Annotated in this window: 19 protein-coding genes; 10 read left to right on the top strand and 9 right to left on the bottom strand. The window is 48.1% G+C overall.

The features are described from left to right. The first annotated feature begins 110 nt into the window (after positions 1 to 110). A complete protein-coding gene (locus DXN05_RS14065; protein ID WP_116847894.1) occupies positions 111 to 1,082 on the top strand; it encodes a hypothetical protein in 972 nt (323 codons plus the stop codon). On the opposite strand, the gene DXN05_RS14060 is transcribed toward DXN05_RS14065, so the two are convergent. Then, a complete protein-coding gene (locus DXN05_RS14060) occupies positions 1,076 to 1,840 on the bottom strand; it encodes a glycosyltransferase (protein WP_116847893.1) in 765 nt (254 codons plus the stop codon). The genes DXN05_RS14065 and DXN05_RS14060 overlap by 7 nt on opposite strands. A gap of 117 nt (positions 1,841 to 1,957) precedes the next feature. Here DXN05_RS14060 and DXN05_RS14055 point away from each other — a divergent pair, with 117 nt between their 5' ends. Beyond that, positions 1,958 to 2,902 carry a nucleotide-diphospho-sugar transferase gene (locus DXN05_RS14055; protein WP_116847978.1) on the top strand — a complete coding sequence of 315 codons (945 nt, stop codon included), beginning with the start codon at positions 1,958 to 1,960 and terminating at the stop codon, positions 2,900 to 2,902. On the opposite strand, the gene DXN05_RS14050 is transcribed toward DXN05_RS14055, so the two are convergent. The 5 genes from DXN05_RS14050 to DXN05_RS14030 form a co-directional block, all read right to left on the bottom strand. Further along, a complete protein-coding gene (locus tag DXN05_RS14050; protein WP_116847892.1) occupies positions 2,895 to 3,539 on the bottom strand; it encodes a hypothetical protein in 645 nt (214 codons plus the stop codon). The genes DXN05_RS14055 and DXN05_RS14050 overlap by 8 nt on opposite strands. Positions 3,540 to 3,553: 14 nt before the next feature. Beyond that, positions 3,554 to 4,540, bottom strand: coding sequence for a glycosyltransferase (locus DXN05_RS14045; protein ID WP_116847891.1), 987 nt, complete (start codon positions 4,538 to 4,540; stop codon positions 3,554 to 3,556). A gap of 37 nt (positions 4,541 to 4,577) precedes the next feature. After that, on the bottom strand, positions 4,578 to 5,594 hold the full coding sequence (locus DXN05_RS14040) for a glycosyltransferase (protein WP_116847890.1): 1,017 nt from the start codon (positions 5,592 to 5,594) through the stop codon (positions 4,578 to 4,580). 58 nt (positions 5,595 to 5,652) lie between these two features. Further along, positions 5,653 to 6,408: a DUF72 domain-containing protein gene (locus tag DXN05_RS14035; RefSeq protein WP_116847889.1), complete on the bottom strand. Its 756-nt coding sequence runs from the start codon at positions 6,406 to 6,408 to the stop codon at positions 5,653 to 5,655. Positions 6,409 to 6,720: 312 nt separating this feature from the next. Then, the gene (locus tag DXN05_RS14030) at positions 6,721 to 7,824 is read right to left on the bottom strand and encodes an alkene reductase (RefSeq protein WP_116847888.1); all 1,104 of its coding nucleotides are present in this window, start codon (positions 7,822 to 7,824) and stop codon (positions 6,721 to 6,723) included. A gap of 85 nt (positions 7,825 to 7,909) precedes the next feature. Here DXN05_RS14030 and DXN05_RS14025 point away from each other — a divergent pair, with 85 nt between their 5' ends. Continuing rightward, complete coding sequence (locus DXN05_RS14025) at positions 7,910 to 8,776, top strand: AraC family transcriptional regulator (protein WP_116847887.1); 867 nt, start codon at positions 7,910 to 7,912, stop codon at positions 8,774 to 8,776. A gap of 9 nt (positions 8,777 to 8,785) precedes the next feature. On the opposite strand, the gene DXN05_RS14020 is transcribed toward DXN05_RS14025, so the two are convergent. Together DXN05_RS14020 and DXN05_RS14015 are read right to left on the bottom strand one after the other, a co-directional pair. Next, positions 8,786 to 9,322, bottom strand: coding sequence for a tetratricopeptide repeat protein (locus tag DXN05_RS14020; protein WP_147313923.1), 537 nt, complete (start codon positions 9,320 to 9,322; stop codon positions 8,786 to 8,788). 404 nt (positions 9,323 to 9,726) lie between these two features. After that, on the bottom strand, positions 9,727 to 11,832 hold the full coding sequence (locus DXN05_RS14015; RefSeq protein ID WP_116847885.1) for a carboxy terminal-processing peptidase: 2,106 nt from the start codon (positions 11,830 to 11,832) through the stop codon (positions 9,727 to 9,729). Positions 11,833 to 11,919: 87 nt separating this feature from the next. Between DXN05_RS14015 and DXN05_RS14010 the strand changes: the two genes are divergently transcribed. After that, positions 11,920 to 13,581, top strand: coding sequence for a hypothetical protein (locus DXN05_RS14010; RefSeq protein ID WP_116847884.1), 1,662 nt, complete (start codon positions 11,920 to 11,922; stop codon positions 13,579 to 13,581). On the opposite strand, the gene DXN05_RS14005 is transcribed toward DXN05_RS14010, so the two are convergent. Next, positions 13,568 to 14,314 carry a glycosyltransferase family 2 protein gene (locus tag DXN05_RS14005; protein ID WP_116847977.1) on the bottom strand — a complete coding sequence of 249 codons (747 nt, stop codon included), beginning with the start codon at positions 14,312 to 14,314 and terminating at the stop codon, positions 13,568 to 13,570. The two genes, DXN05_RS14010 and DXN05_RS14005, sit on opposite strands and share 14 nt — an antisense overlap. A 104-nt stretch (positions 14,315 to 14,418) precedes the next feature. On the opposite strand from DXN05_RS14005, the gene DXN05_RS14000 reads away from it, so the two are divergent. The 6 genes from DXN05_RS14000 to DXN05_RS13970 all read left to right on the top strand — a co-directional run bounded on the left by DXN05_RS14000 (position 14,419) and on the right by DXN05_RS13970 (position 19,787). Then, complete coding sequence (locus DXN05_RS14000; protein WP_116847883.1) at positions 14,419 to 15,285, top strand: helix-turn-helix transcriptional regulator; 867 nt, start codon at positions 14,419 to 14,421, stop codon at positions 15,283 to 15,285. 59 nt (positions 15,286 to 15,344) lie between these two features. Continuing rightward, positions 15,345 to 15,947 carry a short chain dehydrogenase gene (locus DXN05_RS13995; protein ID WP_116847882.1) on the top strand — a complete coding sequence of 201 codons (603 nt, stop codon included), beginning with the start codon at positions 15,345 to 15,347 and terminating at the stop codon, positions 15,945 to 15,947. A 517-nt stretch (positions 15,948 to 16,464) separates the two neighbouring features. Then, the gene (locus tag DXN05_RS13990; RefSeq protein WP_116847881.1) at positions 16,465 to 17,487 is read left to right on the top strand and encodes a sensor histidine kinase; all 1,023 of its coding nucleotides are present in this window, start codon (positions 16,465 to 16,467) and stop codon (positions 17,485 to 17,487) included. Continuing rightward, a complete protein-coding gene (locus tag DXN05_RS13985) occupies positions 17,468 to 18,229 on the top strand; it encodes a LytR/AlgR family response regulator transcription factor (RefSeq protein WP_116847880.1) in 762 nt (253 codons plus the stop codon). The genes DXN05_RS13990 and DXN05_RS13985 overlap by 20 nt, the downstream gene beginning before the upstream one ends. A 237-nt stretch (positions 18,230 to 18,466) precedes the next feature. Beyond that, positions 18,467 to 18,913, top strand: a complete 447-nt coding sequence (locus DXN05_RS13975) for a protein-disulfide reductase DsbD domain-containing protein (RefSeq protein WP_116847878.1) — start codon at positions 18,467 to 18,469, stop codon at positions 18,911 to 18,913. A 91-nt stretch (positions 18,914 to 19,004) separates the two neighbouring features. Beyond that, complete coding sequence (locus DXN05_RS13970) at positions 19,005 to 19,787, top strand: DUF1223 domain-containing protein (RefSeq protein WP_116847877.1); 783 nt, start codon at positions 19,005 to 19,007, stop codon at positions 19,785 to 19,787. Positions 19,788 to 19,832: the final 45 nt, after the last annotated feature.

Below are 19,832 nucleotides of genomic sequence, written 5' to 3'. Positions count from 1 at the left end.
TATTCGTAAAACCTATTTCAAAATAAATTGTTCATTTTTTCTTAACCTGTCCGTATTTTTTAAGGAGCTGTTTTTTATTTCGTAATTTATACATCAGCCTACCACACATTATGCAACTCTACTGTACCGTATGTTCAAACAATTATCTTGCCCAGGCAGGCGTGCTGGGTGCATCTGTAAAAAAGCATGCGCCCGGCTCCAGGTATATGATCTTTTTATGCGACGAGCCGCTGCCTGACATTGATTACACACCACTGGCCGATGAAGTGATCCCCGTAGCAGCCATAGAACCCGCCATTCACGCACTTGCCGCCAGGTACAATACTGTAGAATTAAATACCTGCCTGAAGCCCCGCATTATCGAATACCTGTTTACCGAACGCGGCGAAGAAAAAGTTATTTATCTTGATCCCGATACCAAACTCTTCAGCTCACCTGCATTCCTGTACCAGCTGCTCGATAACACCAGTATACTGTTAACCCCGCATATTTATACACCCATTCCACTGGATAATAAAACACCCGGCGAAAGCACGTTCCTTAATTTTGGCCTGTACAACCTTGGTTTTATTGGCTTGAGCAACACATCAGAAACAACTGAATTTATACGCTGGTGGAAAAACCATACCTACCAGCAAGGTTATATAGATGTTTACAAAGGCATATTTGTAGACCAGCTGCCCATTAACCATGTACCCATCTTTTTTAAAAATGTGCACATATTGCACAACACGGGCGTAAACATGGCTCCCTGGAACCTGCACGAACGTTACCTTAGCGCGGCACCTGCAGGCGCTTACATGGTCAATGGCAATACCAGCCTGGTGTTTTACCATTTCAGCTCGTTCAGGGCAGGCCATATGGAATTGCCCCTGCAGCATTACAATCGCTTTAACATGGCTGCACGACCGGATTTGCATGAACTATACCGCACCTACAATGATGACCTGAAAGCTGCAGGGTACGCCAGGTACAGCCACTTAACACCAGCCTACGACCGTTTGCGAAAAGGCGGTGCTGCAGCGAGGCACGCTAAATCCAAATGGCAATTGTTCAGTTTCAGAAAGCGCACGGCTCATTGAAAGTCAGTTGCCCCTTCCCGCTTTTTTTTATACCGCTTTAACATAAACCGCAGGTATACCAGCATACCCATGTGCTTCCTGATCAACCGCGCCTTGTCTTGCCTGAACAGCAGGTCATCACACACAGACGAAAAACCCGTCATATTGTACAGGGCCACTTTCACGGGAACAAACTGTTTTTTAAACTGCGGATCGCCCCAAACCTGTATGTTCAGGGCATAATCGGCAAATACGCGGTACCGCAGGTTGTACCTGTATCTGGCAAACACAGCGGCAGGATAAAGAATACACTGGTGATTCATGCAATATTTTGCCAGCCTGTACCTGCTGAAAGGCCCGCCCAGCAATACATACGAAGGCCGCTCCCCTTTCCCGTACCAGGCTTCACTGCTGCCGTAGTAAACCGTACCGGGCTGTTTCAGTTGTGCAAACAATGTTGCAAAGCCCGGCAGCAGCCGGTCATCAGCACCCAGGAAATGCAGCCAGCGCCCGCTTGCAGCCGTTATACCTTTGTTAAGCGCATCATAAATACCTGCATCAGGCCCGCTTTGCCATACCATGCGCAACGTTGTAAAGGATTGTGCAATAGCAGGTGTAGCATCTGTACTGCCGCCATCTATGATCACCACTTCTATCCCTGGCAACGACAAATCGGCAATTGACTGCAGGCATCCCTGCAGGTAATCAGCTGCATTATACGTAGCGATTACAATACTTACCAGCACTGCATGGGCCTGTTGTTCCGTTTCCCCGGTCATACGCACACAATGGTTTTGCAACTAAAAAAACTTATATTCAGTAAACAGATGCTGTTGGTTTTTGTTTTGTTGCCTGGTGCATACAGCGCTGTTTATACGTTACACGAACTATGCCGCATGGAAAATTACAGGGTTCAATCGCCGGTACTATTGCTGCTGTTTAACCGGCCCGATTTAACGCAGCAGGTTTTTCAGCAGATACAGCGCGTGCAGCCTGCACGACTGTATATTGCCGCCGACGGGCCACGCCCCACACATGCCGCAGACGCTGCCCTGTGCGCACAGGCACGCGCTGTTGCCACACAGGTAAACTGGGATTGCACGGTAAAAACCCTGTTCCGAGAAGCAAACAAAGGCTGCAAAAAAGCCGTATCAGAAGCACTCACCTGGTTTTTTGAACAGGAACCCGAAGGCATTATACTGGAAGATGACTGCCTGCCTGTGCAGAGCTTTTTTTATTTCTGCGACACATTGTTGCAGCATTACCGCCTGGACACACGCATTACCTGCATCACAGGCACCAACCTGCAGAACGGCCGCCAATGGGGCGATGCGAGTTATTATTTTTCCCGCTACAGCAATATATGGGGATGGGCCAGCTGGCGAAGGGTATGGCAACAATACGATGCAGAATTAACACAATACCAGCCCGCAGAAGTTGCCCGGCAAATGAAGAAAGTATTCAGCGACCCGTTTCTCGCGGCAGACTGGGTGAAGTTGTTTAACGATCTGAAAGCGGGGTTAATTGATACCTGGGACTACCAGCTTAACTTTATCAATTTTTTTGAAAACCGGCTCTGTGTTACGCCCAATGTAAACCTTATCAGCAATACCGGTTTTCGTGATGACGCCACGCATACACACAACCCCGATAACCACAACGCACACCTGCCTGCAGGCGAAATCACCCACATTACACACCCGCGTTATTTTTTACCGGAGACGGAAGCAGATTATTATTTTCTGCAGAAAGAATTTGACCTGGCAGCCAGGTGGCGCCGATACAATAAACCCAAACGCAAATTTAAAAGATGGGTGCGTGCCTTATTCCAGTCTACATAAGTAAAGACTTACATTTCCTGATGAACCCATCTGACAAATTATCGCGTGAATAAAACGCATGATAGATGGTATCATTGTACGTGGTGCCTAAACCAAACACCTGGTGCTGCGGATGATGCAGGTACCATTTTTCATCTTCCACATGCGTGGGCCACCAGTATTTCACCTGGCCGTTTTCCCGTTCAATATGCTCGGTAAGGTTTTGCCCTGCATCCATATCATCCGTCATATTCATATCCGGGTAATCCAATGCTTTTAAATAGGCCGTGGAGATGGCGAAGAAAAAGGGTGACACATACAGGTTCTTTGCATCCCGCAGGTGATTGGCAGTTTGCGCAGCGCCAACAATGGTGCGCGGCTCCAGCAAATCGGCCAGCAGCTGCTGCAGCCAGAACTTGTGCAGGGGAATACAATCAATGTCAAAAAACACCAGGTAATCGGTGTCGGTAACTGTTCTGCAGATATGGTTCAGGAAATCCCCATGACTGAATTTCTGGTCAACAATGTGGTTAACACTGCAACCAAATTTCTGAAACACTGCTTTCTGGTACACCGGCACCTCGGGGTTAACCTTGTTGTTGTAAAATGAAAATATCTTGAACAGCGATTGTTGTGGTTGTTTTTTCTTAAACAGCATACCTGCGCTTTTTACTATTTACGTGCAACAAAATGTTTAATGGATAGCTGTGTATCGCTGGCCTTTACCCGGAATGGTGCCAGGTAAAAAAAAGTAAGCCATTCATCCATCCATTTCCGGCTGGATAAACCGAGCCTGGAGAACAGCAGCCTGAAAGGTGCCAGCAGCAATAACCGCAGCCGGCTCTTTTGCCTGTTCTTCCTGTACAAACGCAAAGCATCATCATATTGATGCAGCACAATGCCTGCATCCAGTATACCCTGCATTAACCGCTCCCTGTAGGCGATGGTAAGCCTTTCTTCCGGTATAAAATGCTGCAGCAGCATTCCCTGTTCATAATACAATTTGTAATCCCACAACAGCAGGCGTTTGCAGTATTCAAAATCATCTCCGGTGGTTAACTGTTCCCCGTTGCGCCCGTTAAGCAGTGAAGGATACCTGGTGTCATTCACCTGTAAAAACAACGACCTGCGCGTAACCAGTCCGGCCCCCAGCACAAAGCCCCGGTAACTCACATCGCCCGAAGCCGGTGCAGGCGTACCAATGGCATACTTGTCTTTGTATTCCTCGAACCAGTCCGGGTAAGCAGGCGCATTGGTAACCGGTAAATTCTGTCCGCCTGCCGCTCCTATTAAACTATCACTGCGCATCACCCGGTAAGCGAGCTGCACATACTGCGCTCCCAGCCAGTTGTCATCATCACAGAAAATGATGTATTCATACTTTGCCTCCTGCGCTCCTTTTTTACGGGCATACATTTGTCCGGCCCGCGGCTCATCTATTATATGAAACGCCACCTGCGCGTGCTGCAACCTGCTCCACACTTCCCGGGCACAAGCCACCGTATCATCTGTCGATGCATTGTTGACCAGCAATATCTCCCACTCAAAATCTGCCGGTACCAGCTGGCCAGCCAGGTGCTGCAATGTTTGCGGCAAACGTGCAGCGCTGTTAAAACAACAGATGATAACAGAAACCCCTGTTTTGTCGCCGGCATGCATAGGGCTTTATACAATTTAAGTGAATAATGAAAGGCTGCTACTCCAGCTTCAGGTAGCGGGCAATTTTGTTAACAGGTAAAGGAACCGGCTTGTTTAATGCATGGTATAAACCTGTGTTAAGACCAATAAACCGGGCCAGCTCAAACAGCCGGTGCGGCTCTTTGCTGTATTGCACTTTAATAAATTGCTTCAGGGCATTTTTCAGAAACCGGTAAGGCCCCATGACTTGTTGCAGCAGGCGGTCTTCCTGTTCGGGGAAAACCTGCAACAAACAGGTGGCATAACAAACGCTGGTACCATACGCCAGGCGACGCAGGTAGGCATCATTGGCACGTGATGCGGGAATCATGTGTGTAATGTGCAGGTCAGGACTAACACCCGCTGCATACCCCATACTGATGCACAGCAATATCATCTGTGTATCTTCCCCGCTGCTAAGTTTTTCACCGGTTCTGCCGTCGAGTGTAAATTTCCCGGCCCTGGCCATGCGTATGTATTCACGCAGCAGGAAGGCATAGGTACACAAACCTGTACCAAAAGGGTAACAGGGCTGCCATTGCTTTTCTGAAGAGAACAACACCTCCTGCTCGTGCCGCTCCTGGAAGGCAACGCGTGCGTAGGCGGCAATGGCTTCGTTTACCCCGTCAATAAAATCAACCTGCACATTGCCAGGCCCCCAGGCAGCCACACCCGGGTACAAAGTATTCAGTTGTTTTAGTTGTTGCAGGTAATCTTTTTCCGGCTCATTATCATAATCAATGTATACAATAAATTTCCCGGCAGCCTGTTCAATGGCAGCCATGCGTGCAAAACGCACTCCCTGTTCTTTCACCAGCAGGCAGGTAAATGCAGGCAGCTGCTGCCGGCAGGCCACCACACAGGGCAAATTGTTTACAGGTGTATTGCTGTTATTGTCAACCAGTATTACTTCGGTTTGCAGATTACTGGTATCCAGTTGCTGCACTGCCTGCAGGCAGCGTTGCAGTATACGCACATCGGGATTGTAGGTGCAGATAACAATGGAGTAATCTATATCATGGCTTGCTGACAACATGGGCCGGTGCTTTCATTGCATTACCTAATTTACTGATAATAATTCAAACCCGCCAGCATTAATCCGCAGCCACCATGTCGCGTAACGTATACAGGTTACCGATCGCATCGCCCAGTGTATTGTTAAAGTACGCGAATACCTGCCTGCCCCGCAGCAACTGTTGCTGTATCAGCGCAGCATATCGCTTCAATACATCATTGCTGTAACTGCCCCTGTATCCTTTCTCCGGACCATGAAAACGGAAATAGGCCACACCTGCTTTTTTATTCAGTACCGCAGTGGCAGAATTGGACATATCGTGCAATACCATGCACGCTTTATGTTCGTCTAACATGGCGTATACCTGTTTGTTGTACCAGCGGCTGTTCCTGAACTCCACCGCTATTTGCCAGGGCTTGCCTGTTTGATTGTGCTGCTGCAGCCGGTGTAACAATAGATCTACCTCCTCATAATATTCATCGGTAATACTTGCGGGAAACTGCACCAGCAAACACCCTTTCTTATTACCTGTTTCATTGGCGGCCTGCATAAACCGGGTTACATCCGCTTCTTTATAAGCCAGTGCCTTTGCATGCGTAATATCCCGGTTAAGCTTTACGGTAAACACAAAGTCATCCGGCACATCGAGCGACCATTTACGAAATGTAGCAGGCATGGGCACTTTATAAAAACTGCTGTTTACTTCAATACTGTTGAACAGGGAAGCATAGTACTGCAGCCGGCTTGCCTCCCGGAATGCTTCAGGGAAAGCTTGTTTGTTGGGCACCGGCAGCACCAACCCGCTTAAACCGCAATAAAATAATGTATCGGACATGTGTATATCCGTATAAATTTTGTGCCAGTAAGGTTGGTGAGTGGTGAGATTATCAGTGAGTGGTCAGTGGTGAGTAACGAAAGCCGGTGAATGGTCAATAGTGAATAAAAAAGCCCGTAGTCATAGACTGCCGGACTGCCGTTGCCTGTAACCCCCATAATGCCGTTGCCGGTGTCCCCACCGGCAACCAATCTCCGCTAAAATCCTCCGTGCCCTCCGTGTGTATTCCTCCGTGCCCTCCGCGGTTAAAACCTCCGCTCCAAATCCTCGCCCCGATCTCCGCTTCTCCAAAGAAGTCCTTCGGACAATCACTCACCACTCACCAATAATCCCCTCCATCACCGGGTAATCAACAAACCCGGCATCTCCTCCCTGGTAATACGTATCGGGATCACCCTGCGTTAAGGGTGCATTGCGCCTGAAACGTTCTACCAGGTCGGGATTGGCAATAAAGGGCCTGCCGAACGCGATCATATCTGCCAAACCAGCCTGCAGCATAGCTTCAGCAGATGTGGCAGTATAGCCGCCTGCCAGTATCAGCAGGTTGGAAAAGCGGTTGCGCACTTCTTTAATGTAAGCCGGCGTAATAGAAGCAGTACCATTCACAGGCTGGCTGGATAAATGGATATACAGGATACCCAGCTGCACCAGTGCATCGGTGATGTACTGGTGCGTGGCCAGCTCTTCTGCATACGGTGGCAGGTCGTTGATTGCTGCAAAAGGCGACAACCGCACACCTGTACATTTTTTACCGATGGCAGCAACAACACCCTCCACTATTTCGAGCAGGAAACGGCTGCGGTTGGCAATACTGCCGCCATAAGCATCTGTTCTGTGATTGGATTGCGGATGCAGGAACTGATCGGGCAAAAAGCCGTGTGCACCATGAATTTCCACGCCGTCAAAACCAAGCGCAATGGCATCAGCGGCTGCCTGAACGTGTGCGTTTACCAATGCCTGCACACCGGCAGTAGTCAATGCTTCGGGCACCGGCATGGGCAGGTGAATATCACCGGGCGTACGCATCAATCCCTCAGCCTGCACGGCAGATGGGGCTACCAATGCCGCATTGTTTTCATTGTTCATGGGGTGCCCGATACGACCCGTATGCACCAGTTGTATAAAAATGGTACCGCCATAGGCATGCACTTCATCCACCACCCGTTTCCATGCTGCTTTCTGTGCTTCATTATAAATACCCGGCGCATCCAGGTAACCAATGCCATTACCGGCCACTGCACTATTCTCTGCAATAATTAAACCCGCACCTGCACGCTGTGCATAATACAGCGGTACCGATGCATTCGGGATGCCATTGGGCGACCTGCGGCGGCTCATAGGTGCCATTACTACACGGTTCTGGAAATGATGACGGGATGTTACCAGCGGGGACAAAAGCCTTTCTATAGAACACATAACTGTTATTTTGCTGTCAAAATTACCAGGTGCAGCAACGATGGAACAGTGATAAAACAGGGTTTGTTCTGTAATTTTACAGGTTATGGAACAAAAAGCATTACACCAGCCTTTTGAGCTGTATGTATCAGATATGGAATGCTGGAAGGAGCGTCCGCTGATTTATCATTTCTTCGAGATTGTGCAGATACTCGAAGGCGAAGGCACGCGCGAAGTAAACCGCAATAAGTTCCGCTACCACAAGGGCAGCATTTTTTTATTTACACCGCTCGATTGCCGCGGCTTTGACATAACAAAACCCACACGCTTCTGCTCTATCCGTTTCTCGGAAACCTTTCTACGGCAAAGCAAAACACCGCAGGACAGGGAACGCATAACCCAATGGCTGCAACAGCTGGAACACATTTTTTATCACCACAACCGTTTCCAGGAACTGCTGGTTAAACAGCCGGGCGACTGTAACATGATTGCTTCGCTGATGCAGCACATGATGGAAGAATACGAACGCAAACAACCTTATTACGAAGAAAACCTACAGCATTATGTTACCCTGGTATTAAACATACTGGCACGGAATGTAAGTAATGGTGCGGATACCGCTGCAACAGAAACAGACACTTCATTAATTAACCGTATGCTGTTGCACATTGGCCAGCACATCGCAGATCCGGAGAAACTGCGCATTGAATACCTGGCTGGCTGCTTTAATTTATCCGCCAACTATGTGGGCGAATACTTCCGCAAGTTCACGGGCGAAAGCCTGCAGCAATATATTACGCAGTACAAAATAAAACTGGTACAGCAACGGCTTACACACAGTAAACTTACCATCAGCCAGATAGCCGGCGAATTGGGCTTTACAGACGAAAGCCACCTCAGCCGCCAGTTCAAAAAACACAGCGGCCAAAGCCCGGTGGAATACAGGAAGCATGCCCAGGCGCTGCAATTGTAGTCAACAACATTAAAGATTTCCGCGTTTAAAATCGGCCAGGAACCGCTCCTTATTAAAAAGCATCAATATTTTCTGCCCGTCGAGAAATGTCTTATCGGTGGGGCTTATACCGGCTTTAATAGCCTCTGCTTTATATACAATAAGTTCTTCCGATTTACCCGCCCCCATCATCATATTCACAAAATGAAGAGAGCAAAGGGCATTGCCCCTGGATATTGTGTTACTTGCCGTATCCTGCATTTGCCTGGCAATAGCTTTTATACGCGCATAGTCGGCATAAGCAGCAGGCTGCTGTTGCCGGTTTTCATACAAGGCTCCTCTGAACATCAACCACCTGGAAGCAAGGGGCAAATGTTCATCTAATCCTTTTGTCAATACCGCGATAGCACTGTCATAAAAGCCCAATTTCGCATATATCTGTGCCTGCAGATAAAGCGTAGAACCATCCAGGCTATCAATAGCCAGTATCCGCGTGATATAGCTTTTCTCTCTATGAACATCCCTGGCCTCACCCAATGGCAGCGGCATACGCAGTACCTGGAACAAGGTGTCATTTAGCCGCTTCACCTCGGCAGCAGCAGCGGATGATAGCTTAACCTTCTTTGTGTTATTGTTCTGCCGGACATGGCAGGCAACGAATACTGAAAATAATAAAAGCAGCAACAGCGAATTTCTGTAACAAAAAAACAGGCGCATAAACGATGGTTTAGGTAAATAACAATACAGGCAAGCCTGTTGCTTGCTGTTTATGCGCAGGTAAGATTATTGGGGCAGACAACCAGTGATGGCTGCCTTATAAAGCAATCCCCGCTGCCATCACAGCAGCGGCTGTGAGGACACAGCCGCAGGCAACAAGAGTGGATCAAAAACTACAACAAAAGAAAAGCACCCCTTTAAAGGGCCGCTTTTCTTTTTCATTCACTATTGCCTATGGGCACTATTCACTGACTTCATGCCAGCGTAATATAATCCGTCATAATCTGCCCGGCTTCACGCTTCACAAAGTCAAGGTCATCTTCTTTTGTTTTGGTTTCGCCTTTCTTGAGCACCGGCAACCCAAGCGCCTGGCGGCGCAGGTTATTGCGGTCAAAGGAGGCTTTTTCTTCTTCGTCGCGCTGCTTTTTCAGGTCAGCTTCCCTCAGTGAAACCGTGGTTTCGGCATCCTGTTTCTTTATTGCCGCAATATCATCCAGGATGTATTTATAACTGCTGCTGCTGGCCATGCGCTGGTCGTGCTGCTCGATCAGCTTCGGCAGCACGGCAGAGAAATCGCCTGCTTTTACATAATCTGTTTTGTCAATCACATCAAAAGGCATGGCAGAAGGCTCAGTATCTTCACCATACTTATCCAGCGGAATAACGGAAGGGAACTGTATATCCGGGATAACACCCTTGTGCTGTGTTGAATTACCACTGATACGGTAAAACTTCGCAATGGTCAGGTTCAGCTGGCCATAAGTGCTCTGGCTGCCGGTTGATACGTTTTTGGCTTTACCGGCAAGCTGGTTTATTTTATCGCGCAGCGGAGAGCCCAGCACCTTGTCCAGGTCAATGGAGCTTTGCACCGATCCCTTGCCATAGGTTTGTGTACCCATAATGATGCCGCGGCCATAATCCTGTATGGCACCGGAAAATATTTCTGAGGCAGATGCACTGAAACGGTCTACCAGCACACCCAGCGGACCGGTATATGCCACTTCCTCGTCTTCGTCCTTTTCAACATCTACCCGGTTGCTGGCATCACGCACCTGCACTACAGGGCCCTGCTTAATAAACAGGCCGGTTAGTTCAATGGCTTCCATGAGGGAGCCGCCGCCATTTTCCCGCAGGTCAATCATCACACCATCCACATGCTCATCTTTCAGGCTGTCGAGCAGCAGTTTCACATCATGCGTAGTGCTTTTGTAGTTGGGATTGCCGGCTTTGTAATCGTTGTAATCAATATAGAATGCAGGGATAGCGATCACACCGATCTTCACCATTTTACCATCTGCACTGTTGTAGGTACGGATCTCTTTTTTGGCAGACTGGTCTTTCAGGATGATCTTTTCACGCACCAGTTCCACCACTTTGGGTTTGCCGCCCGCACTGGCACCTGCAGGCAGTATTTCGAGGCGAACCACGGTACCCTTTGTGCCGCGTATCAGGGCAATGGCATTGTCAATACGCCATCCCACAATGTTTTGAAACTCGCCTGTTTTTCCCTGCGCTACGCCAACAATACGATCGTTCAAACCAATCTGTTTGCTCTTGTCAACCGGGCCGCCGGGCACAATGCTTTTAATGGTTACATACTCATTTTCAGACACAGGTGAAATACCGATACCTTCCACCTGGCGCGACATTTCGATATTGAAGTTCGCGGCGTTCGACGGATTAAAATAATTGGTATGCGGATCGATGGCTTCGGTAAAAGCATCCATGAAATACTGGAACACATCCTGGTTAGACAGTTTGTTAGACTGCGACAACAGGCTCTCGTACCGCTTCCGCAATGTTTCCTTATTCTTCGCCATATCTGCATTGGCCAGCTTCAGGTTCAGCAGGTCGAACTTTACGCGATGCTTCCACAACTCGTCCATTTCAGCAGGCGAATTAATCCAGGGCAACTTGTCACGGTCGTACACAAAACTGTCTGCCTGGTTAAAATCAAAGTTCTGTTTCAGGCACACCAGTGAATAATTCACCCGTTCGAGGTAGCGTTTCTGCAACACATTGAACATATAGAACACCGCGTTAAGATTGCCTTCTTTGACATCATCATCCAGCTCAGTTTTATACTTTTCAAATTCGCGGATATCGGAAGCGAGCAGGTAACTGCGGTTTTCGTCGAGCGCTTTGAGATAGCGGTTATAAATAACAGTTGAGATGGAATCGTTCAGCGCAACTTTTTTGTAGTTGTAATTGGTGATCAACTCTGCAATTTTCTTACAAACCGTTACCTGCTGTTCATCAGGCAACAGGTCTTTATCACTTACCCTGATGAGTTTGCCGGGTGATGCCTTACAGGCGAGTGCAGCGCTGAAGAGCAAAAATAAATATACTTTTCTAACCATATCTTATGCTGAATTATAAACGGGGATGAAGCAAAAGCACTTTTTACGGTGCCGGTATCAATCGCTAATTTACAAAACGGCCTGTAAATGAAACAAAGTATAATACACCAGCGGCAAGTGCCTGTTTTCGCCGTAAAAACTGCCGTTTATACCGCTACTCACCATGTTTTATTATCTTTAAAAGCCATGCGCCGCAGGCAGCATTCATGCGGCAACCCAAACCACATGACCACCAGCACAACAACAGCGATACCAGCCAGCCGGCAAACCCGGGCCCTGCTTTGGGGCATATTTGCCGTATACCTGCTGCTGCTGGCGCACACCATTGCACACCATGAATTGTGGGCCGATGAACTGCACAGCTGGAATATTGCCAAGGGAAGCACCAGCTTTATTAACCTGCTGCAAAACACGCGCTACGAAGGCCATCCGCCGCTATGGTATACGTTGTTATGGTTGTTATCAAAATGCACACATAGCCTCACCTGTGTACAGGTGCTGCACTGGTTTATAGCAGGCACTGCAGTATACCTGTTGCTGTTCCGTTCTCCCTTTTCACTGCCTATGCGAATAGTGCTGCCGTTTGGCTATTTCTTTTTGTATGAATATGCAGCATTCAGCCGTAACTATGCCATAGCACTGGTGCTTGCCTTTTGCCTTTGCCTGTTGCTGCAGCATAACCGCAAACAAAGCCTTTTGTATTACCTGTTGTTGTTCCTGTTATCCAATACCCATTTGCTGGGCCTGGTGCTGGCAGCAGCCCTGCACCTGTATTACCTGTTACAGCAGGGTGAACGACAGGCTGCCAGAAGGCAAATTATCCTGCAGGCGCTTGCAGGTATGCTGGTATTGCTGCCTGCGCTATGTTTTATTGCGCCGCCTTCCAACAGCGAAATGAATGCAGGTTTCTGGGCCAGCCACTGGAATAGCAGGCAGCTGCTTACGCTGGTGCAATTGCCGCAGCGTGCGTTTATACCCATACCTGCCTGGTGGAATTACCATTGGTGGAATACGACCTTCCTGCTGAACAGCAGTACAACACACCCGGCATTAAAACTGCTGAATCCATTACTGTCACCGGGTTTGCTGCTGCTGGCCTGTTTCATTTTACGCAACAACCGTAAAAGCCTGCTGCTGTTCGCTGCCAACTTTGCCGCCAGCTGTGCAGTAAGCCTTATCTTTCCTTTAAACAGTGCGCGGTATGCCGGCTTTGTGTTTATTGCTTTTATCGCTGCCCTGTGGTTGTACCAGGCAACCAGGCCCATTGCAGCTAACCGGGTTAAATATGTGTACGCGCTGCTGTGCATACAATTGCTTGCTGCCATCCCCGCATTGGCGCGGGACTGGCAATATCCATTCTCCAACGATTACCGGGTACATGAACTGTTACAGCAAATTCCGGCGCAGGAAAAAGCAGTGACGGATTACTGGGCACTGAACACCATTTCGGCTTATGCAGACAAGCCGTTTTACTGTGCAGATTTACAAAAAGAGGTTGCCTATATTTTGTGGACCAGCGAATTTTCTGCCATGCTGCACCGGCCGCATCCTTTTTACAATGGGGTAAAAACCTACTGCACACAGCAGGGCATTCAACAGGTATACCTGCTGTCAGTGCTATCGCCGGTACAATTGCAGCAAGCAGATGCCTTGCTGTTCACGGCATACAAAGTAAATCTGGTAGATAAACGGGAAGGCGCTATAGAACCCGGCAGCAACCTGTACCTGTACAAAATCAGCGGGCAGTAAAAAGACGAGCCTGCACCAGCTTCCATTTGTGCAGCCGGTATTGCAGGGATACGCGCAACACACCCAAACCATATTGTATGCTGCGCAGGAAATTGATGCTGGAAGCTTCTTTAAAATAAGCGGTGGGACAGGTTATTTCAGCAATCTCATACCCCTTCATCAGCAGCTGCGCCAGCATTTCATTGTCAAAAATAAAATCATCACTATTGGCCTCAAAGTGAATGGCAGTAAGCGCCCCGGCCGAAAATGCACGGTAACCGGTATGGTATTCACTCAGCTTCTGACCCATTAATATATTCTGGATAAGCGTAAGCACACGGTTAAAAAAATATTTGTACAAGGGCATGCCGCCTTTCAATGCCCCCTTTCCCAAAATGCGGGAACCCAGTACCACCGGGTACACATCGTTGGCAATAATGCTGCACATGGCGTAAATAAGGCGGGGAGTGTACTGGTAATCCGGGTGCAGCATCACCACTATGTCTGCCCCCAGCTCCAGTGCTTTGGCGTAACAGGATTTCTGGTTACCGCCGTAGCCCTTGTTGCAGTCATGGCAAATAATGTGCTGAATACCCAGTTCACGGGCGGTTTCAATGGTATTATCCTGGCTGGCATCATCCACCAGTATCACTTCATCAATAATGTCAAAAGGAATTTCGCGATAGGTTTTCCCCAACGTACGGCCTGCATTATAGGCCGGCAAAACCACCACTATTTTCCTGTTTCCGAGCATACACCGGCAATTGCCTGGAACATACGTAAACACATGCCCGGTGGTTGCCTCATCAAACAATTCATCCATCCAACCATACGGCCATCTCCCTATCTTTGCGCCAGATGCTGTTCCGATTTCCTCCCATACCGCCAGACAAAACAGACGCCACCTTCCTCTGTGGCAAAGAAGGCGCTTTTGCCAAGCTGAAGATTGAATCCAAAGCAGGCAAACGCACGGTGTTTCTTACAGAGCATACCCTTCTTTTTGTGCGCAAGGGCGCCAAACTATTGCATTTTTCTACCGGCACTGTTACCGTTACGCCCGATAACGCGGTATTGCTGAAAAAGGGCATTTATGTAATGGCCGAATACATCGAGGAAGGGCTCAGTTTTGAAGCGCTGCTGCTTTTTCTGCCGGTAAAACTGTTGAAAGCACTTGCCCTGCAACAACAGTTCGGCCGTAAAACCGAACACCAGGGAGAACCGTTTATGCTGCTTCCCTGCAACGATTTGATGCAGGGTTTTAAAGAGCAATTGCGGCAATACTTTGATACACCCGTGGCCAATATAGATCAGCTGCTGCCGCTCAAACAAAAGGAAATCCTGTTGCTGCTGATCTCATCAGGACAAAGAAACCGTGTTGCCCATTTTATACTCGACGCTATCAGCACCGAGCCCGAAGACCTTGAATATACAGTGCGCACTTACCTGCTGCAGCCTGTGACACTCGAAGACCTGGCCAATCTCTCCAACCGCAGCCTGGCTTCTTTTAAACGGGATTTCCAGCGCCTGTTCAATGCCCCGCCCAAACAATGGATTAACCGGCAGCGGCTGGAATATGCACGCCTGTTATTACAGAACAGCAACCAGCGCGTGGCTGAAATAACCACGGAGTGCGGGTTTGAAAGCCCCTCCCATTTTATCCGCCTCTTTAAAAAAACATATGGCCATACCCCGCAATCGCTGCGGGCCGATATTACCATTGATTGAGCTTTTCAGGCTATGCCGCAGGCAGTACCCGTCGCTAGTTTTGTACAAAATTCAAGTGTATGAAAATTGTATTGATCGGCGGAACAGGCACTATCGGCAAACGCGTGGCAGCAGCACTGGCTCCCGGGAACGAATTGATTATTGCAGGCCGCAACAGCGGCGATATCCAGGTAGACATTGCTTCTGCCGCTTCTATTGAAAACATGTTCCGCGAACTGGTTACAGTAGATGCCTGCATTTGTACAGCAGGTACCGGTTATTACGGCGATTTCCACACCATGACGCAGGAACACATGATGCCCGGCATTGGCAACAAATTACTGGGACAGGTAAACCTGGTGCTCATTGGTAAAAACTATTTGTCTGAAGGCGGCTCTTTTACACTCACTTCGGGTATTGCAGCCGAACACCCGGCCCGCAATGGCGCAACGGTAGCCATGCTGAATGGCGCGGTGAACAGCTTTGTACTTGCCGCATCGCAGGAACTGAAAAAAGACCAGCGTATTAATGTAGTTAGTCCGGGCCTGGTAGCAGACAGTCGCGAACGCTACGGCGCCTTGTTTCCCGGTTATAACCTTGCACCGATGGATAAGGTGGCCAATGCTTATGTATTAAGTGTACTGGGTGCCGTGAACGGGAAAATTCTCAAAGTATATGCGTAACCGGTTGGGCAGCGCTCCCTGGTTAAGGCGCCTTAGCCAGGGAAGGCGTTGCACGCTTTCATTGGCAAACCCGCTGCGATCACGCTATTTCGCTAGTTTCTAGCCAATACGATCCACTTACAGCAGTGCATCAACAGCCACAGCGCACCCAATGCTATCACCGGCATTGGGTGTTGTTTTTTCCCGGCACCTGCTGCCCGTTTCATCCTCCTTGTTGCCCGGTTCGCCGTTAAAGTAGCTTGCCCGATGCATTGCTGCAAATAGCTTTGTTACACAGGCATAGTAAAATAGCTGTTGAATAAGTCGTCCTTTGTGGCGCAGTGTTTCAAGGGGTTGCCCTTAGCGGGCAGCCCTTTTTGTAATGCAGGCATGTAACACGCCTGCCTGTTAAGGCAGGATATGCCCGTTTCAGGACCGGATTTGCCCGGTTGGCAGCAGCTATTGTCCAAATTGGCACAGCTTGTTTTAACTTAGCATATAATGCGCAGGTTAGCAGGCGTGTATAAAGAATCAAGGAATGAAAAAAGGAAACTTCAGGATTTCGCAGGGGGTTATCTGGATCAGCTCCATCATATTGGGACTGCTCGCCTCGGTGCCGCATATTGCTGAGCACCGCTTCAATACACCCGAAGCCCTGGTTAACTCTGCACTTACGGCTTCATTTGCCCTGTTTGTATGGTATTTTAATATTTATACGCTTCCGCAAACCAGCAGCAAACGCGGTGCTAACAGAAGCTTCTCATACCCCAGGCTTGTTATCAGCCTGGTACTGGGTATTGTAGTGATGTTTGCGCTGGCTACCGTTCAGCAATTAATATTAACCCACCTGCATTTTGGCCCGGTAATGCTGATGGTGGAAGTGAGAGGCATACTCATTAACCTGGTGTTTTACATGCTGATTCACCTGTTGTACCAGAACTACCAGAACCAGCAGATTAACCTGGAACTGGAACGCATTAAATCAGACAACCTCGAGGCCCAGAACGAACTGCTGAAGCAGCAGATTAACCCGCATTTCCTGTTCAACAGTCTCAATACGTTAAAAGCAATGGTAGAAACGCAGGACAAAAATGCAGTAGAGTTTATCCTGAAGCTTGCAGGCTTTTATCGCTTTACGCTGGAAAGCCGCAAGTTTGATTTGATTCATTTTTCAGAAGAAATGGAAATTGTCAATGCATATCTTTTTCTGCTGAAAGAACGTTTTGAAGACGGCATCAGCTTTACCAACACGGTAGATGAAAAATATACGTCAACACTAATGCCTCCATTCACACTGCAGCTGCTGATTGAGAACTGCATCAAGCACAATGTAGTATCGCTTGATAAGCCGTTGCACATAAAAATGTATGCAGAAGACGGTGCTATTGTTGTAGAGAATCCCGTGCAGCGCAAACGCAATGAAGAGGCATCGCTTGGTGTGGGACTAAAAAACATTAACCTCCGCTACACCCATTTCCTGGAGCGGGGCATAGACATTATAGCCACTGATCAAACTTTTAAAGTTAAACTCCCGGTAATACATGAATATCATCATCATTGAGGACGAAATAAAAACCGCGAAATCGCTGGAAAGCCTTATCACCGCTGCAAAACCCGGTGCAAAAGTGATTGCCAAACTGCAGAGCATAGAAAGCGCCGTGGCTTATTTCACAAACAACGATATGCCCGATCTCGCATTCATGGATGTGCAGCTGTCTGACGGTTTGTGTTTCGAGATATTTAAATCCGTTAAAATCACCTGCCCTATTATTTTCTGTACTGCATTTGATGAATATTCGCTGGAAGCCTTCAAATCCAACGGTATTGATTATGTGCTGAAACCTTTTTCACAGGAAGACATAACAGGCGCCCTGAAAAAGGCTGATGAGCTGAAAAACTTTTTCCAGCAAAATACGGCTCCTGATATCAACAGCCTGTTATCGGCGCTTACACCGGCACAGGGCAAGAAAAACTTCCTGGTGTTTAAAAACCAGAAATACCTGAACATACCTACGGATACCATCGCTTTCTTTTACATAAAGTACGATGCTACTTTTATCATGTGTTTCGATCAGCAGGAGTACAACATCAGCCAGTCGCTCGACCAGGTAGCCGCACAGCTGCCTGAGCTGCAGTTTTTCCGCCTCAACAGGCAATACCTCATCAGCTTCGATGCCATAAAGGAAGTGGAACACTTTTTTCAGCGCAAACTGTATGTAAAACTAACCATTCCCACACCGGAGAAGCTATTGATTCATAAAGACAAAGTGAGTGTTTTTTTACGCTGGATGGAAAACCGCTAGCGTTCAGCACTAAATTGTACAATACACAGCCTGCACCGCCTCAATGGTGCAGGCTTTTTTATGCCCGGCTTAAAGCGGCCGAATGCCCGATTCGGCCCCCTACTTGCCCGTTTAACCCACTTTGCACTCGGCAGCGCTTCTGCAGTGTGATAATTTTGATACAGCAAATGCATACAGCACCAGTGTTTCAGCAGTATGCGAACAAGCAGCATTCCTGACATATAAAAACTTATAAAAATGAAAACGTTATACATTTTATTAATAAGCTTATTCACCGGTTTCACCGTCAGCAGCCAGGTATTGAAACCGGTAAAATGGAGTTACACAGCAAAGAGAACCGGTGAAACAACCGCTACCCTGTTTATGAAAGCCGAGATTCAGCCTGGCTGGCATGTGTATGCCCAGTCACTGGCAAACGGCGGCCCGGTAAAAGCCAGCTTCAGCTTTACCCCTGATGCTTCCTATACGTTAGACGGGGAAGTAGCAGAACCGGCATCCCTTTCAAAATTTGAAAAGGCGTTTAATGCGAATGTGGCCTATTTTGAAAACACGGTAGTGTTTCAACAGAAAATACAGTTAAAAGCAAAACGCGCATTGGTAAGGGGGACAGTACAGTTTATGGTTTGCAGCGACAGGCAATGCCTGCCTCCCCAAACCCTTGCGTTTGCCGTACCGGTAAAATGAGACTGACCAATCCTGTATCCCGTGAAAACCAGCTACAGTAAGAACTTGCAGCAACAGACGATTCAAAGCATCACATTTAAAAACTACGAAAATGAAATCATTTAAATTGTTATTCCCGGCAACCTGCCTGGCAGGCATATTTGCCATCACCGCCTTTATGAACCGCAAAAACAACATCAACAACCTGCAAACAGCCAAAGACAGCAGCGGCATTGCTGTGGTAGAATTATTCACTTCTGAGGGCTGCTCCAGCTGTCCGCCTGCAGACGCTTTGATTGAAGGCATTGAACAGCAGATTCACAACAAGCAGATTTACATACTGGCTTACCATGTTGATTACTGGGACCACCAGGGCTGGAAAGACCGCTTCAGTGATGCTGCATATACCAAACGCCAAAGCCGTTATGTAGAATGGCTGCACCTGCAAACCCTGTATACACCGCAGATTGTGGTAAACGGCGCATCAGAATACGTAGGCTCTGACGAGAGTGCTGTATTAAATGCCATTTCCGACGGCCTTAGCCACCCTGCCAAACAGCTGCAGTTTACCGGAACAGTAGAAGGAAACAAGCTGAAAATAGATTACACAGCTTTTGCAGAAAAAAGGTCAGCGCTCACTTTTGCGCTGGTACAGAAATCAGCCCGGAGTGAAGTAAAAGCAGGTGAAAACGAAGGTAAAACCCTGTCACATGTACAGATTGTAAGAGCACTGGCCACTGCACAAACAGATGAAAAAACCGTGCTGCTGAACTTACCCGCAGATTTCAGCCAGCATCAATGGGAAATCATCGGTTTACAGCAGAATAACGGCAATGGCCATATTACTGCTGCCGGCCGTTCAGCCGTACAAAGCCCGGGCGCTTCTGCCAACTGATCGCGGGCACCAGGTTTAATGGTTTTATTACCAGATAATAAAAAA

The sequence above is a fragment of the Deminuibacter soli genome (assembly GCF_003412455.1).
In the GTDB taxonomy this organism is placed as follows: Bacteria; Bacteroidota; Bacteroidia; order Chitinophagales; family Chitinophagaceae; genus Deminuibacter; species Deminuibacter soli.
Note: the sequence above shows the minus strand (reverse complement) of the source record. Positions and strands in the feature narration are given on the sequence as shown.